This window comes from Dehalococcoidales bacterium, assembly GCA_028717385.1.
Lineage (GTDB): Bacteria > Chloroflexota > Dehalococcoidia > Dehalococcoidales > CSSed11-197 > CSSed11-197.
The window spans coordinates 17528-31822 of the sequence record JAQUNW010000013.1; the positions used below are offsets into that span (position 1 = coordinate 17528).

The following is a 14295-nucleotide window of genomic DNA, read 5'->3' on the forward strand; positions in this document are numbered from 1 at the left end:
GCCGGGTTAAGTTCACTTAATATACAATAAACACATAATGACTTATCTGATTGATAACTTCCGCAGGCGTATAAATTATATGCGCATATCAGTGACCGACCATTGTAATCTGCGCTGTATTTATTGTACTGCTCATCTTGTTTCTCGTTTGAAGCACGAAGATATATTGCGCTATGAAGAAATAGAAAGGATTACCCGCGTAGCAGTTTCGCTTGGGATAGACAGCCTGCGCTTGACTGGTGGTGAACCTCTGATGCGTCCATACCTGGAGAGACTGGTGAACATGTTAAGCAATATAGAAGGTATCAAGGATATTTCAATGACTACTAACGCAATAACCCTGGCAAAGCATGCTAAGGAGCTTGCAGATGCTGGGCTTAACCGGGTAAACATCAGTTTGGACAGCCTTAAGGAAGACAAATTCAAGTACATGACCGGATATGGCAACCTTTCCGATGTATATAAAGGAATAGAAGCAGCTGCCAAAGCTGGTTTGAGTCCTATTAAAATAAATACTGTAATGCTGGCTGGCGTTAACGACAATGAAATATTGGATTTTGCTGCTAAAACGCGTGATGAAGGCTGGCATGTGAGGTTTATCGAGTACATGCCCTTTGCCAGTGAAGGTTGCGGAACTGACAGATTCGCAGCTAACCAAACCGTATCTGGAGACTTTATTAAAGATACTATTATTAGTAACATGGGCGAACTGACTCCGGTAATGTCCTCAAAGGGCAATGGACCGGCGAAATATTACCACCTGGCACATGCCGAAGGAACGATTGGCTTTATTGGAGCCGTTACTGGTTGTTTTTGCGAAGCCTGTAACCGCATGAGGCTTACAGCCGATGGAAAGCTGCGTCCATGCCTTTTGGATGATGACGAAATTGACATCAAAACTCCATTGCGCCAGGGAATCACTGATGAAGGTATTAAAGAGCTAATGTCGCAGGCTGTGGCTATAAAGCATGAAAAACATCGTCTTGGCGAAGAAATATTACCTTCCAGCCGTCAAATGTGGCAGATAGGCGGATAGAAAAATGAATGAATTAACCCACCTCAATTCGAAAGGTGAAGCACACATGGTAGACGTTTCACCCAAAGCAGACACAGTCAGAGAAGCAATTGCTGCTGGCCGTGTAAATATGAAGCCGGAAACTCTGACGCTTATTAAGAACCAGGCGTTAAAGAAGGGCGACGTTCTGTCTGTCGCCCGCGTAGCCGGGATCATGGCAGCTAAAAGAACGCCAGAATTGATACCTCTTTGCCATGGGCTTATGCTTGATCAGGTGAGTGTGGATTTTGTATTTTCAGGGGATAGCACGATTGATATTGAAGCCACTGTGAAATGCACTGGTAAGACCGGGGTTGAAATGGAAGCTCTGGTTGCTGTTTCTACTGCTGCTCTTACCATTTATGATATGTGTAAAGCTGTTGACCGTGGCATGATGATTACTGGTATCTGCCTGAAAAAGAAATCTGGTGGTAAAAGTGGTACTTTTATAAGGAATGAAGATGAATAAAACAGCTATTGTGGAAGCTGTCTGCGTCAGTCAGGTGAAGGGTACCAAAAAGTCGGACGTAGGCAAAGCAGTCCTGGTGTCAGGTTCCGGTATTGAAGGTGATGGCCACGCTGATTCGCGTACGCATCGACAAGTAAGTTTACTTTCGGTTTCCAGTATCGAAAAAATGAAGAAATTGGGTTTGGAAATCAAGCCAGGTGATTTTGCAGAGAATATTACCGTTTCAGGTCTGGAAGTTTTTAGTCTGCCGATCGGTACTCGTATAAAAATTGGCGATGAAGCGATTTTGGAAATCACCCAAATTGGTAAAGAATGCCACGATCACTGTGCCATTTTTAAAACAGTTGGTACATGTATTATGCCTGTCGAAGGTGTTTTTGCAAGGGTAATTACCGGTGGAGAGGTCTCAACTGGTAATACGATAGAACTGATTTAGAAAAGAGTTACCTTAACAGGCGCACCTTCTGAAACCTCTGTATTTTCCGGGACCGTAATATAACCGGAGGCATAAGCGGTTGCTGTGATGGCTCCCGATTCTTTTCCTGTTGGTCTTGCCCGGGTCCCATCCAATTCAACCGTAACAAACTGGCGCCTCTTGCTGGCACTAATCCGGCCAGCGAGAAATGCCTCTATGGTCCTGTTATCGTTCCCAGGCAGCCTTGCCAGTTTTCTGATTGCAGGTTTAAGTAGTATATATGCATTAATCAGGCAGGAGGTAGGGTAGCCTGGAAGAGCTAGTACTGGCTTACCTTTTACAACTGCAAATAATGTTGGTTTGCCTGGTTTGGCGTTAAGCCCGTGAAAAATAATTTGCCCCATAGACGCAAGTAATTCGCTCATATAATCCTTTTGGCCAACCGATGAACCCCCGGAAACCACAATCATATCCCCATTCAGAGCTTGTTCAAAACCTTGTTCAAGAGACTTTAAGGAATCGCCCAAGCCCGTCAGTTTTACAGGAAAACCACCACTCAAGCATATTAGCGAGCGAAGAGTGGTATTATTGACATCATATATTTGCCCTGGTCTTAATGCTTCCGGTGGTTGCGCCAATTCATCCCCGGTGGTAATTACCGGAACCACAGGTTTTGAATACACTTTTACCTGTTCGATGCCCTGCGAAGAAAGTACTCCTGCGCGAGCAGGGGAAAGAAGAGTGCCGGAATTTAATACAACTTTACCCGAACGAATGTCTTCACCGGCTGGAGCCACATTTTCAAACGACCTGACCGGCGAGTTAATAGAGATACAACCATCGCTGATAGAAGTGTTCTCAATTCTAATTACTGCGTCTGTGCCTGCCGGAATAACTGCTCCGGTTGCTATGTACATGCAACTTCTGGGTTGAACGTGATGGCTGGATATATCTCCGGCATAAATTTCCCCACTGATAATTAATTTAACCGTGTTTTGCTGCGAAGCTGACTTTGTATCGGCAGAATTAAGTGCGTAACCATCCATGGCGGCACGGTTAAAAGGGGGAACATTGTGAGTTGCTATTATATCTTCAGCCAGAACCCGGTTGGAAGCTTCGAGAATTTGCACCATCTCGGTGCGCTCAACTGGATTTAGTTGCTCAAGGATAAGAGTGAGCGCCTTGTCGGTAGATATCAGGTTATCGGCCCACTTCAACGTGATGCTTCCCTGACGAGATGACCGATTTCTGGTAATATTATTTGCTCCATGGCAAGTTTAACTGCTTTTAGAGAACCCGGGAGGCAAATAATTACCTTACTATCTATGGTGCCGGCAAGAGCACGGCTCATTATGCAGCCAGTACCAATTTCCTGATAACTCAAGGTACGGAAAAGCTCGCCAAAGCCATCCAGCTTTTTATCAAGCAGAGGCATCATAGTTTCAACAGTGATATCCCGCTTACTTAGTCCGGTACCGCCGCTGGCAATAATGATTTTAACCTCCGGGATGGATAGTAGTGAAGAAAAAGCCTCTTGTATATCAGAGGCATCGTTTTTTAACAGTTTGAAACCGGCAACTTTGTGCCCGTTTTCCTCAAGTAAACGGCAAATGAGCTTTCCAGATTCATCACTAACAGTAGTACGAGAATCGGAAATCACTAAAACACCGGCAGTGATGCAGGAAGGTGATGCTTGTTTATGTTCATCGTAGGCCATTATTGAACCTCCATCCAGTTATTATAACTCACGCAAACAGATGCTACCAAATGCGTGTGTAGCAGTCTTGATTTTTTAACCCCTGAATGTATACTATAAATGAGGTTATGGAGGTTGAATTTGTATAACAAAATGCTTGTTCCGCTGGATGGTTCGGCTCTTTCTGAGGTGCTGATTGACTATGCTGCCAAGGTTGCATCTATTACCGGGTTGGAAACTGTAATGTTTAATGTTCTCCCGCCTGAAGAGAAATCGGTGCTCCCGATGCATCAGGCATATGTTGATATGGCTGCAGAAAGAATTATTCACAATGGCCAGGAAAAAATGGTTAAAGCCTGGGGTGAAGTCGGCATCGGGAGCCCGGCGGAAACCATAAAAAAATATGCCAAAAAGAAGGGTATAGATTTTATTTTAATGGCTACTCACGGACGCAGCGGGTTTTCTCGCATTGTCCTGGGAAGTGTTGCTGATGCATTACTCAGAGAATCAAGAATACCTGTTTGGTTGATCCGCGCGGGAATTCCTGAAAAGAAAGTAAAAGATTTATCGCCTCAGGGAAAGGTATTGGTGTTGCTTGACGGCTCAAAACGGTCTGAAGCTGCAATTCCTCATGTCGAAGCACTGGCTAAATGCTTTGGCGCAGAACTCACCGAAGTAGAATTAGTAAGTGTCTGCAGTTTTCCTGATATATCCTCAGATCTTCCGTCTCATATGCCAATGAGTTGGAGCAAGCAGACTGCAGCCGAGCAGGCGCATAGTAAGCTCAGCGCCGAAAAATATTTAAAGAATATCGCCGCTCATTTGCTTGATATCGGCCTGAAAGTTAAATGGAGAGTGCTCACAGGAGACCCGGCAGCAGAAATAATTGGATACGCTGGGCGTAACAATTACAGCTTGATTGTCATGGCTACTCATGTACGAAGCGGCTTCAGCCGATGGGCGTTTGGCTCAATAACTGAAAAAGTGCTGATGGGAGTGACTACCCCGATTTTCCTGGTACGTTCCAAATAGCTGTCGTTGCAAGACATTGAATTATCGGCGCTTATCTGGGTGGTTTTTTGCTTGAGCTTAAAAGTGGTTTCCGGATTAGCTGCTTGTTGACAAGTGGGATATAATTAAACTTTAGTAATAATACTATCGTACTGTCAATAAATTATGGAACGACTGGATAAGAGAAGATCAAGCTTGGAAATAATCGCAGACATGCTCCGTCTCGGCGGAGCCGGGAAGACGGAAATAATGTACAGCGTTAATATGAGTTATTTCCAACTTCAGAAATATATAAAATTGTTACTTGATCGGGATCTTATAGATAGGGGTAGCATTGGTAGTGTCCCATCAAGTGGTGTAAATTGCCACCGGTGGTTTCTCATGTTTTTATGCCTCTACTGCCAACAGCAATGGCTCATCTATGGTACCCTCCAGAGCCTTCTTCATTGATTCCAGCGAAAAGTACCGCCTGCCAATTTCCCATTCATCCTGCTGTTCCATCAGCACTGATCCGATAAGCCTTATGACTGCCTTGTTATTGGGAAATATACCAACTACGTTGCTGCGGCGCTTGATTTCCTTGTTTAACCGCTTCAGCGGGTTGGTGGAGTAAAGCTGCCGCCAGTGTTCCCGGGGGAAAGCAGTATAAGCCGGGATATCTGCCTCTGATTCTGCACCATCATGAAAGATTTGATGGCAAGGGTTATCCATCAGGTTTGATTGGAGAAGCCATACCCCTGGGGGCGCGTGTTCTAACTATAGCTGATGCATATGATGCAATGACTACGCCGAGACCGTACCGAAATCGAATGTCTAGTGAAGATGCATTGTCTGAACTGCAAAATAACTCGGGTAATCAGTTCGATACAGATCTGGTGGAAAGGTTTTGTCGGATTATCAGGATTGCCAAACAGGAGAACCCGGCGATTTAGTTCATACTTTTCTGTATTAGGTGACGAACCTTTAACGACAATGCCAGCCGGGTGATGAGCTCTTTTCCCTGGTAAACGAAAGGAATTCTTCGATAAGTCTTGAGTTATTATCCTTGGCATAATAAATACAGTGGAAGTCTCTCCGTACTGATAGACCTCTAACATTAACCTTTTTAACACTGCCGAGAGTAAGGCTTCTTTTAGCCCCGATACTGGAAACAAAAGCGATCCCGTTTCCAGCTTCAACCGCTGAGACGACTGACTCTGTATTTGAAAGCACCAATCTGATTTTTAACTTTTCCAGTTGGAAATTTCTATTAGCCAGGGAACGTTCAAGGCTCAGACGTGTTCCGGATGTCACTTCGCGGCATATGAAAGAATATTTCACAATTTCCGAAAGGTTGACTTCTTGTTTGGTGGTAAGTGGGTGCCCCGGAGCGGCGACCAGTACGATTTCATCTGAAGCGAGCTTGAAGCTGGAAAGACCGTCTGTTTCAGGCGGTGTCGATCCACAAAGACCCAGTTTGTAATCCCCATACTTAACGCTGTCGATAACTGTAGCTGAATCCATTATATCCACACGGGCAGTTATGTCCGGGTGGGAAGCCATGAACTCCCCCAGTAACGGGGGTACAAGGAATTCTCCAGGAATTGTGCTGGCGGCAATCTGCAGCTCGCCAGCAACGTCATTTCTGAGCCTGTCCAGAGCGGCGTGCAAACGGATCTGTTCTTCGTTGATAGTATGCGCAAAAGAAAGAACAATCTGCCCCGAATCAGTGAGTTTGAGCTTTTTTTGACTGCGATCAATCAGGATAGTTCCCAGATCTGATTCAAGTTTTTGTATCTGGAAGGAAACCGCCGGCTGGCTGATCGAAAGAGACTTTGCCACCGCCGAGAAGCTGCCCATGCGCACGAGTTCACGGAAGGTGATCAGATAATCGAGATTCATTGATCCTCCCTGGTAGGTATAAATATTTCTTATAAGACTACCAGATTTTTATATTGTATGCCATGGAAGAAAAATCCTCAAGTATTTACGCGGCGTTTCTTGCGGGTGAATCGTTTGTCGTGTCTGTCAGTTGGTTGAAGGGATAGCTATTAATTATGAGTGCATTGAGATACCGCATGCGCTATTACATAGCTTGTAGGCAGATTGGTTGTGATGTTGTTCAGAAGGGTTAATCGAGTTGCAGAGAGTCTAGTGCAACTTCCATTTTTTTTCGAAGTTCTTTATATTCTTTCAAAGCTTTATGGCCTTCTTCGGTTAATTGGGCATAGCCTCCGCCTGACCCACCCTTAACTTTAACTACAAGTGGAGAAGGGGCAAGCTGGTTCATTGAATTGATCCACAACCAGGCATTGCGATAGCCTAATCCCATAGAACGGGCTGCTGCCGAGATTGAACCGAGTTTGTGTATGTTTTCAAGCAGCATTATTCGGCCTCCCCCCAAATACAACTCACCATTCTTTTCTATCCATATGCTTGCTTGCAGGCTATAACCAGCTTGAGGATTACGACCAATTTGTGAAGGTTTACGATTAGTTTTCCGGCTTGTTACTTCAGTCATTGTTTGAATTATTTCCCCCATTGGTTATATTACAGACGGAATAGGTACCTGTCAATTATTAAAGATGTAAATAATTTGAATAATGATAGCTCCAAAGAAGAAAATAATACTGGATTAACCGCATGAAATTATTAAGTCGCAGCCAGAACCAGGATCATTTGAAATGGGTATGCAATGTAAGATAGAATTGCAAGGTTTATGAATAACATCCAGAAAACGTGCATTAACACTCTTCGGTTTCTTTCTATCGATATGGTAGAACGCGCAAAATCCGGACATCCCGGTGCGCCGATGGGTATGGCAACAATAGCTTTTACTTTGTGGCAAAACCACCTTAAGCATGTTGCGTCTGAGTCTGGCTGGCTCAACAGGGACCGCTTTGTGCTATCTGCCGGACATGCGTCAGCTCTTCTGTACTCGCTGTTACATGTTTATGGGTATAACATTCCAGTTGAAGAGCTGCGAAATTTCCGCCAGTTGGGCAGTAAAACTCCAGGGCACCCAGAACGTGATATCGAGGTTGGGATCGAGACTACTACTGGTCCGCTGGGGCAAGGTTTTGCCAACGCGGTTGGCATAGCAATGGCCGAAAAGTGGCTTGCCGGTCGTTACAATCGATCCGGTTATGAAATCATAAACCACTATACTTATGTACTGGCTTCAGACGGGGATATGATGGAAGGTGTTTCGTCTGAAGCAGCGTCAATGGCAGGCTCGATGGAGTTGGGCAAGCTGATTTGCCTTTATGATGATAATGATATTAGCATTGAAGGTTCAACTGATTTAACTTTTACAGAAGACGTTGGTAAAAGGTTTGGTGCCTATGGATGGCATGTAATTGGCCCGATTGATGGAAACAGCGTAGAAGCAGTCGATAAAGCTTTAATTGAGGCTAAGCGGGAGCGTAGCCGGCCAAGCATTATTATTTGTAAGACCTGTATAGGATACGGCAGCCCAAACAAGTGCGGGAAGGCTTCGGCTCATGGTGAACCTCTTGGGGTAAACGAAGCGGCATTGACCCGTAATAATTTGGATTGGAATCACCCGCCGTTTTTCGTACCCCAGGTAGCCGCTGATCATTTCGATAAAGCTGTTAAAGCAAACAGGAATGATTATGGTATTTGGTTAAAGATGTTCAGGGAATACAAAGCTTCTTTTCCGGCTGAAGCCGCAGAGCTTGAAATGGCATTTGGAAATGGGCTTCCTGCCGGTTGGGAATACAACCTTGAAAGTTTAATGGCTGATTTGAACAAGCCGATGGCAACTCGAGAAGTATCGGGGATAGTTCTTAACGAGTTGGTAAAAAAAATAAATAATCTTGTGGGCGGGTCAGCTGATCTTGCTCCTTCTACTAAAACCGTCCTGGCTGACCGGGGATATTTCGGGCCAGAAAACTACTCTGGTAACAATATTCATTTTGGCGTGCGGGAACATGCCATGGGAGCCATAGCCAATGGCATGAGCTTGCATGGGGGAATAATCCCCTATACAGCCACGTTCCTGATATTTTACGATTATATGCGTCCACCAGTAAGACTGGCAGCGATGATGGGGCTGGGAGTAGTATTTCTATTTACTCACGATTCAATTGGTCTTGGCGAGGATGGACCGACCCATCAACCGGTTGAGCAAATTATGGGATTGCGGCTGGTTCCGGGGCTTGTTACCCTGCGCCCTGCTGATGCTGCTGAAACAATTGGCGCCTGGAGAGTTGCTATTAAAAGAAGGCATAACCCCACTGCCATTGTACTCACCCGGCAAAAGCTTCCCTTAATTCAACGATCTCACCTTGTAGACATAAAGTTGGTAGAGCGAGGAGCGTATATTATCTGGGAAACCGAGCATGCGCCAGAAATTGTTCTAATAGCAACTGGATCAGAAGTGCAGTTAGCAGTGAATGCCGCTATAAATCTTAAAGAACAAGGTATTAATGCCAGAGTGGTTTCAATGCCATCATGGGAGCTATTCGATCTGCAAGATAAAAGCTATCGCGAATCCATTATCCCGTCCGAAATAAAAGTAAGAATATCTATAGAAGCTGGGCGCACCATTGGTTGGCAAAAATACATTGGCGAAGACGGCCTGGCAATGGGAATAGACCGGTTTGGAGTCTCGGCACCATGGGAAGATGCCTATGCCTATCTTGGATTGACGGTAGAACGAATTATCAGTGAAGCGAAGAAATTATTAGAGAAGTAGTATCAGGATCTGATAATACCCGACAGCCGGTGGTAACTCTGAGCCGGATTTTTACTAAGGAATATAGCGCTTCCGACACAGATTGAATTGGTACCGCTACTTGCAACTAATTTCAAATTCTCTTCTTTTACTCCGCCATCTATGCCGACTTCCATTTCGTTGTATTGCTGCCGGAACACTTTTACTTTATCAAGTACTTCAGGGATGAACTTTGCACCATAATAGCCGGGGTTGACTGTCATAAACAGCACGCAGTCTATTTTGCAGGCCAGGTTTATTAATACATCAGCCGGTGTCGAAGGATTCATAGCTATTCCTACTCCAAGTTGAAGCGATCTGGCTACATCTATAACGCGTATCGGGTTACCAGTTGCCTCATAATGAAATATCACTCGTTCAGCGCCGGCTTTTTTAATATAATTCAGGATTTTTTCTGGCTCGTTTACCATCAAATGAGCTTCCCAGGTGATATCAGGTGTGATATCGGCGATTTCTTTGGGGGTAATACTGAGAGAAGGAACAAAATGTCCGTCCATAAAGTCTATTTGGACCCAATCTGTAAACGATTTTGCCAAGTTAACCATTGATATCAGGCTATCCCGGTTATCGGTTAGTATTGCAGGTACGATTTTAGCACTGGTTTTCATCGACAAGAAATTATAATGTTATTAATTATCCTGATCAAGGCGCACTAGTTCAATATTGCCCCAAACTCCCAATTTGGAACCGATTATTATTAAAGCGCCGTCAATTCCGGATATTGATCGCGCAATGTCGAGTCCGGAGTCAATATCCTCAACAGTTTTTACGACGTTTCCTATAGCGGTTGCGGCTGCATCCGCAAGAATAGCAGAGCAACTAATGGCCATTGCTGCATCTGCTTTACCGAAACTCAAAGAATGGCCAACTGTCCCAGAGGAGGTACATATTCCTTTTGTTGTTGTTTTCTCAGGGATTATAATACCGATTTTTCCGGAAAGCGGAGAATTTCCGGCATAAACTGCAATAGTACGCTTGTGTGAAGTCGATAAAAAAATATCACCACCATTTTCTATGATGATTTCTTTACTGTAGCGTAAAAGGTCCTTGCCAGTATATTCGGCGATAGCGCCGGCAACAGCCGCCATAGGGCCTACGCCAGCTTTATCGCTTGCTTCAAACATAGAAATCACTATTGGTGGAGCTTGTTTGTCGATTACCATTGGTATAAGAGATTTTTCAAATGTTGGATTATACTTTATATATTTGCTTATCAAATCATGGTACTTGGTAGCATAAAAAGCAGCCTGTTTGTGGATATCGGACTGGGCTTGAATCATGAGATCAGTTTGGCCGCAGGTAACTTGGAAACTGATTAATCCATGGCTGTTTACCCAGCTGCGGTAATACCTGTTTTGGTACATTAAAAATGTAGTTCCATTGCGCGGGGGGGACATGCCTTGATGCAATTTGAGCAAGCAATGCACCTGTCATGAATAAAGAGCACCTTGCGGCTTTTTGATTCTACTTCGAAAGCGCCAGTAGGACATATTGTCAAGCACGCCCCACAATGGGTGCATTTATCTTCGTTTCTAACCACATTCTGGCTTAATGCCTCAATTTTAACACCTGTTTTTGTCAGGAAGTGAATCCCACGGTCGTAATCTTCCTGATCGCCGGACAATTCAAGCACAACAAAACCTTCTGAATCAGGTATGATGGAAGCCTTCAGGATATTAAATCGTAAATTGTATTCTTTTACCAGCCTGTAGGCAATAGCTTCTTCTACCAGACGGGCAGGAAAATGCAGTACAATTTTACGTGATACGTTCACATTGACTCCGAATTAATTAGTAACAGTTGTTCCTTTCAACCGGTCGATAATTAAGAGGTTTCGTGCTTTGGCTGCTTCCAGCTCCTGGCAATGAAGCAACCGGCTCAGTAAGGAGGAATTTTCCGCTGATAATCCACTCTTTTAAAATATTTGATATTTCCAGGGCGCGCGAATAGCTGGAAAGCGAAGCGGAGGGAATAGATTTGCCTCCCAGCTGAATGGTTCCGCTTTTTAATTGGGCGTAGGAGACTTCCCCGAGAATATCTGGCAAGTTATGAGGGTAGGCTTTTGAATAATCAACAACAGCGGAGAATATATCTTCATCGGTTACCGCTGTATATTCAAGTATTTCTTCATTGAGTATTGGAATAGGAATACCAATTCCTACGTCTAGCGATACTCCATAGCCTTGCATGCTGACGCCTCGCAACCAGCGGGCATTCATCTGTTTTAAATCGCCAATAAGCGATAGCGTTCCTGCTCCTCTTTTAGGAACACCGTTGTCTGTACGAAGAGCATTAGGGCTATGCTGAGTGCCATGCCATGAGATATAGCCCGCTCCACCTCCAAGGAACAGTTTGGTACCAATGCCGATGGTTTTATAATAAGGATCATTTAACAAGGGAGAAACCTGCCCTGCAGAACAGTAAGTTACGTTTCCGAGGCGCGGTTTAAGAACACCAAGGTAGGTGTAGATAGTTTTATCAGAGGTATTTGTGGCTACATTATAATTTTGGTAGCAGTTGCGGAGACTGAAAAATACTGCTTCGTTTAAATCGTGGATATTTATCCAGGTTTCCAGTTTTTTTCTGGGATAACAATCAGTGCCATAAGCTGTTGCTGAGAGACTCACGTCTTTACCGGATACTAAATCTTCTATAACGTGCCCTCCCCCGTAATTAAAATCCCCCGGATATATTTTATTCCTGGGATCGTCATCGGGAAGTGCAGTTGCACCGAGCATAATATCAGTTGCCGCAAAACCGGTATAAGCAGGTACATCGTTGATAAGAGTTTTACCGGCTTCCAGCTTAATCCTCGGTTTTGAATGCCCGATATTAAAATAAATTCCAGAGGAACACATTGGGGCAAAAGTACCTGTAGTAACAACGTCAATCTCGTTTGCTGCCTGGCTAATGCCTTGTTGGCGGACTATGTCGATTATTTCCTCGGCATTTACCACTACGGCTTTGCCGGATTTGATTTTTGAGTTGATTTCTTCAATAGTTTTTGACATAAAGTTTACAACCACCAATTGAACAGGATTAAATCATAGTATTATGAGACTTGACTGTCAATTATAAGGCAAAACACGAAATAGTCGCCAATATCCATCAATGAAATAATTACATGATCCATCTGGCTTTAATTTCGTTGAGAATTCGAGCTAATCAAAGGAGCACTAGACCGTGGACAACTGGCTATCCTACAATACAATAATGCATGAAATAAATAATCAGTGAATACCTGGTGTTCCAGGTAGGGAATTAAATGTTTACGTACAAGAGGTGAAAATGGGTGAATATAGATGAAATTTTGAAAATGATGATAGAGTATCTTCATAGCAACAAGAACAGCCTGATAGCGCAAAAAGATTTGGGTGGGGGGGATGACACCCGGTCTTTTAATGCTGCCCTGGTACACTCACTGCGACAGGATCCGGATGTGATTGTTGTAGACGAAATGAGGTATATTGACACAATGCCAATTGCTATTCGGGCAGCTGAAACCGGACACCTTGTCATGGGGGCACTGCATACAAGAGATGCAACGCAGACAATTGACCGGATAACTGATATGTTTCCTCCGGCTCAGCAAGCCCAGATTAGACTACAAGTCTCGCAAAGTATCGAGGGTATTCTCTCCCAAACCCTTCTGCCAAGAAATGGTGGAAAAGGCCGAGTGGCGGCATTTGAGATCATGCTGGCTAATCCGGCGGTGAGAAACCTCATTTGTGACGGTCGTACTTACGAATGACCCAATGTTATTCAATTGAATAACAAGAATGGCATGAAAATACTGGATCAATCATTAGCCGAACTGGTTTCAGATGGATGGGTATCCAGAGAAGAGGCAATTGCAAAGAGCTCAAGTCCGGAAAGGTTGGAAAAATTATTGCAATTTAGATCAAGCGGTGGCTATGCCCCCAGGATTGAATAATGGTATTGCCAGTTTTTTCGAACCAGAACCGATGAAAAAAATCCAAAGTTAAACATTTACTGAGATTATCAAGCACATGAAAGAAAACACAGGAGATATCTATTCTGGGCTGGCAGGAAAGCTTCCCACTCGTTTAGTTGGCCGTAAAGTTTATTACTACCGTACTCTTCCATCAACCATGGATGTCGCGCGTGAAAAAGGTCTTGAAAAGGAATTGGAAGGATTGGTAGTTGTGGCTGGGCAACAGACCGGAGGCCGCGGGAGAAAAGGCCGATTTTGGCTCTCTCCCGAAGGAAGCCTGGCGATATCAATACTCTGCTATCCGGAAAAGTCACAGGTGGCTGAACTTGTGATGTGCGGTGCTCTTTCTGTATTAGCCACAATCGAACATTTTGGCGTAGAAAATGCCGGAATAAAGTGGCCTAATGACGTTTTGATTGGAAATAAAAAAGTATCCGGGATTTTAGTCGAAAGCCAGATAATGGCTGAAACTGTAACCTATGCTATTATTGGAATGGGTATAAATGTTAACTCTGATATGTCTGTTTACAACAAAATGACTGTTCCTCCTACAAGCCTTGCCTGTGCAATAGGCAAGGAGATCGATATGCGGGCGGTTTTCTGCAAACTTATTGAAAATACTGACAAGCTGTATACTGATTTAAAAAACAATATTAGCCTGCTGGACCAATGGAAAAGTCGGTTGATAACGCTTGGCAGGGAGGTTATAGTTGAACGCGGCTCAACGGACTTGAGGGGCTTGGCTAGAGATGTAACCCCAGATGGCAATCTGATACTCCAGCTCGAGTCGGGAAAACAAGTCATTATCAGTGCTGGTGATGTTAAGCTTGAGTGAAATAAGCTGCCTGCCCCTCAACCAGGGGCAGGCAGCTGGTATGTCTATGACTCCTTTTCCATTTTCCTGGAAACAGCATTAAGCATATCTATAGGCAGCGGGAACACGATCGTACTGCTTTT

18 protein-coding genes and 1 pseudogene are annotated in these 14295 nt (G+C 44.2%); 10 read left to right on the forward strand and 9 right to left on the reverse strand.

Features of this window, described 5'->3' with window-relative positions:
* Positions 1 to 37 precede the first annotated feature (37 nt).
* Genes moaA through PHX29_04360 form a run of 3 tightly spaced genes read left to right on the forward strand, consistent with a single transcriptional unit; the run spans position 38 to position 1959 of the window.
* Positions 38 to 1036: a GTP 3',8-cyclase MoaA gene (gene moaA, locus PHX29_04350; GenBank protein ID MDD5605125.1), complete on the forward strand. Its 999-nt coding sequence runs from the start codon at positions 38 to 40 to the stop codon at positions 1034 to 1036.
* Between the two features lie 4 nt (positions 1037 to 1040).
* The gene (moaC, locus tag PHX29_04355) at positions 1041 to 1523 is read left to right on the forward strand and encodes a cyclic pyranopterin monophosphate synthase MoaC (protein ID MDD5605126.1); all 483 of its coding nucleotides are present in this window, start codon (positions 1041 to 1043) and stop codon (positions 1521 to 1523) included.
* Complete coding sequence (locus PHX29_04360) at positions 1516 to 1959, forward strand: MOSC domain-containing protein (GenBank protein ID MDD5605127.1); 444 nt, start codon at positions 1516 to 1518, stop codon at positions 1957 to 1959. Before moaC ends, PHX29_04360 begins: the two co-directional genes overlap by 8 nt.
* Here the strand turns inward: PHX29_04360 and PHX29_04365 are convergent.
* Positions 1956 to 3155 (reverse strand): molybdopterin molybdotransferase MoeA, encoded by a 1200-nt coding sequence (locus PHX29_04365; GenBank protein MDD5605128.1) that lies wholly within the window; start codon positions 3153 to 3155, stop codon positions 1956 to 1958. The genes PHX29_04360 and PHX29_04365 overlap by 4 nt on opposite strands.
* Positions 3152 to 3655, reverse strand: coding sequence for a MogA/MoaB family molybdenum cofactor biosynthesis protein (locus PHX29_04370; protein MDD5605129.1), 504 nt, complete (start codon positions 3653 to 3655; stop codon positions 3152 to 3154). The genes PHX29_04365 and PHX29_04370 overlap by 4 nt, the downstream gene beginning before the upstream one ends.
* A gap of 120 nt (positions 3656 to 3775) precedes the next feature.
* Here PHX29_04370 and PHX29_04375 point away from each other — a divergent pair, with 120 nt between their 5' ends.
* Together PHX29_04375 and PHX29_04380 are read left to right on the forward strand one after the other, a co-directional pair.
* Positions 3776 to 4666, forward strand: coding sequence for a universal stress protein (locus PHX29_04375; protein ID MDD5605130.1), 891 nt, complete (start codon positions 3776 to 3778; stop codon positions 4664 to 4666).
* A gap of 144 nt (positions 4667 to 4810) precedes the next feature.
* Complete coding sequence (locus PHX29_04380; GenBank protein ID MDD5605131.1) at positions 4811 to 5095, forward strand: winged helix-turn-helix domain-containing protein; 285 nt, start codon at positions 4811 to 4813, stop codon at positions 5093 to 5095.
* Here PHX29_04380 and PHX29_04385 read toward each other — a convergent pair.
* A pseudogene (locus tag PHX29_04385) lies at positions 5033 to 5317 on the reverse strand (transposase). The gene PHX29_04380 and the pseudogene PHX29_04385 sit on opposite strands and share 63 nt — an antisense overlap.
* 44 nt (positions 5318 to 5361) lie before the next feature.
* Between PHX29_04385 and PHX29_04390 the strand changes: the two are divergent.
* Positions 5362 to 5577 (forward strand): hypothetical protein, encoded by a 216-nt coding sequence (locus tag PHX29_04390; protein ID MDD5605132.1) that lies wholly within the window; start codon positions 5362 to 5364, stop codon positions 5575 to 5577.
* A gap of 31 nt (positions 5578 to 5608) precedes the next feature.
* Here the strand turns inward: PHX29_04390 and PHX29_04395 are convergent, their stop codons facing one another.
* A complete protein-coding gene (locus PHX29_04395; protein MDD5605133.1) occupies positions 5609 to 6526 on the reverse strand; it encodes a LysR family transcriptional regulator in 918 nt (305 codons plus the stop codon).
* Positions 6527 to 6755: 229 nt separating this feature from the next.
* Positions 6756 to 7145: a LysR family transcriptional regulator gene (locus PHX29_04400; protein MDD5605134.1), complete on the reverse strand. Its 390-nt coding sequence runs from the start codon at positions 7143 to 7145 to the stop codon at positions 6756 to 6758.
* 198 nt (positions 7146 to 7343) lie between these two features.
* Between PHX29_04400 and tkt the strand changes: the two genes are divergently transcribed.
* Complete coding sequence (gene tkt, locus PHX29_04405) at positions 7344 to 9344, forward strand: transketolase (protein MDD5605135.1); 2001 nt, start codon at positions 7344 to 7346, stop codon at positions 9342 to 9344.
* A 2-nt stretch (positions 9345 to 9346) separates the two neighbouring features.
* Here the strand turns inward: tkt and PHX29_04410 are convergent, their stop codons facing one another.
* Genes PHX29_04410 through PHX29_04425 form a run of 4 tightly spaced genes read right to left on the reverse strand, consistent with a single transcriptional unit; the run spans position 9347 to position 12394 of the window.
* The gene (locus tag PHX29_04410; protein MDD5605136.1) at positions 9347 to 9991 is read right to left on the reverse strand and encodes a ribulose-phosphate 3-epimerase; all 645 of its coding nucleotides are present in this window, start codon (positions 9989 to 9991) and stop codon (positions 9347 to 9349) included.
* Positions 9992 to 10012: 21 nt separating this feature from the next.
* Complete coding sequence (locus PHX29_04415) at positions 10013 to 10747, reverse strand: UPF0280 family protein (protein MDD5605137.1); 735 nt, start codon at positions 10745 to 10747, stop codon at positions 10013 to 10015.
* A complete protein-coding gene (locus PHX29_04420) occupies positions 10747 to 11157 on the reverse strand; it encodes a 4Fe-4S binding protein (GenBank protein ID MDD5605138.1) in 411 nt (136 codons plus the stop codon). The genes PHX29_04415 and PHX29_04420 overlap by 1 nt, the downstream gene beginning before the upstream one ends.
* Before the next feature lie 16 nt (positions 11158 to 11173).
* Positions 11174 to 12394, reverse strand: coding sequence for a homocysteine biosynthesis protein (locus tag PHX29_04425; GenBank protein MDD5605139.1), 1221 nt, complete (start codon positions 12392 to 12394; stop codon positions 11174 to 11176).
* Between the two features lie 281 nt (positions 12395 to 12675).
* Here PHX29_04425 and PHX29_04430 point away from each other — a divergent pair, with 281 nt between their 5' ends.
* The 3 genes from PHX29_04430 to PHX29_04440 all read left to right on the forward strand — a co-directional run bounded on the left by PHX29_04430 (position 12676) and on the right by PHX29_04440 (position 14173).
* Complete coding sequence (locus tag PHX29_04430; protein MDD5605140.1) at positions 12676 to 13134, forward strand: ATPase, T2SS/T4P/T4SS family; 459 nt, start codon at positions 12676 to 12678, stop codon at positions 13132 to 13134.
* 15 nt (positions 13135 to 13149) lie between these two features.
* The gene (locus tag PHX29_04435) at positions 13150 to 13317 is read left to right on the forward strand and encodes a hypothetical protein (GenBank protein MDD5605141.1); all 168 of its coding nucleotides are present in this window, start codon (positions 13150 to 13152) and stop codon (positions 13315 to 13317) included.
* Positions 13318 to 13393: 76 nt separating this feature from the next.
* Positions 13394 to 14173 (forward strand): biotin--[acetyl-CoA-carboxylase] ligase, encoded by a 780-nt coding sequence (locus tag PHX29_04440; protein ID MDD5605142.1) that lies wholly within the window; start codon positions 13394 to 13396, stop codon positions 14171 to 14173.
* The last annotated feature ends 122 nt before the right edge of the window (positions 14174 to 14295 follow it).

Coding starts and splice junctions, on each gene's coding strand:
- moaA (MDD5605125.1), top strand. CDS start 38: ATGACTTATCTGATTGATAACTTCCGCAGGCGTATAAATTATATGCGC.
- moaC (MDD5605126.1), top strand. CDS start 1,041: ATGAATGAATTAACCCACCTCAATTCGAAAGGTGAAGCACACATGGTA.
- PHX29_04360 (MDD5605127.1), top strand. CDS start 1,516: ATGAATAAAACAGCTATTGTGGAAGCTGTCTGCGTCAGTCAGGTGAAG.
- PHX29_04370 (MDD5605129.1), bottom strand. CDS start 3,655: ATGGCCTACGATGAACATAAACAAGCATCACCTTCCTGCATCACTGCC.
- PHX29_04380 (MDD5605131.1), top strand. CDS start 4,811: ATGGAACGACTGGATAAGAGAAGATCAAGCTTGGAAATAATCGCAGAC.
- PHX29_04395 (MDD5605133.1), bottom strand. CDS start 6,526: ATGAATCTCGATTATCTGATCACCTTCCGTGAACTCGTGCGCATGGGC.
- PHX29_04400 (MDD5605134.1), bottom strand. CDS start 7,145: ATGACTGAAGTAACAAGCCGGAAAACTAATCGTAAACCTTCACAAATT.
- tkt (MDD5605135.1), top strand. CDS start 7,344: ATGAATAACATCCAGAAAACGTGCATTAACACTCTTCGGTTTCTTTCT.
- PHX29_04410 (MDD5605136.1), bottom strand. CDS start 9,991: ATGAAAACCAGTGCTAAAATCGTACCTGCAATACTAACCGATAACCGG.
- PHX29_04415 (MDD5605137.1), bottom strand. CDS start 10,747: ATGTACCAAAACAGGTATTACCGCAGCTGGGTAAACAGCCATGGATTA.
- PHX29_04425 (MDD5605139.1), bottom strand. CDS start 12,394: ATGTCAAAAACTATTGAAGAAATCAACTCAAAAATCAAATCCGGCAAA.
- PHX29_04440 (MDD5605142.1), top strand. CDS start 13,394: ATGAAAGAAAACACAGGAGATATCTATTCTGGGCTGGCAGGAAAGCTT.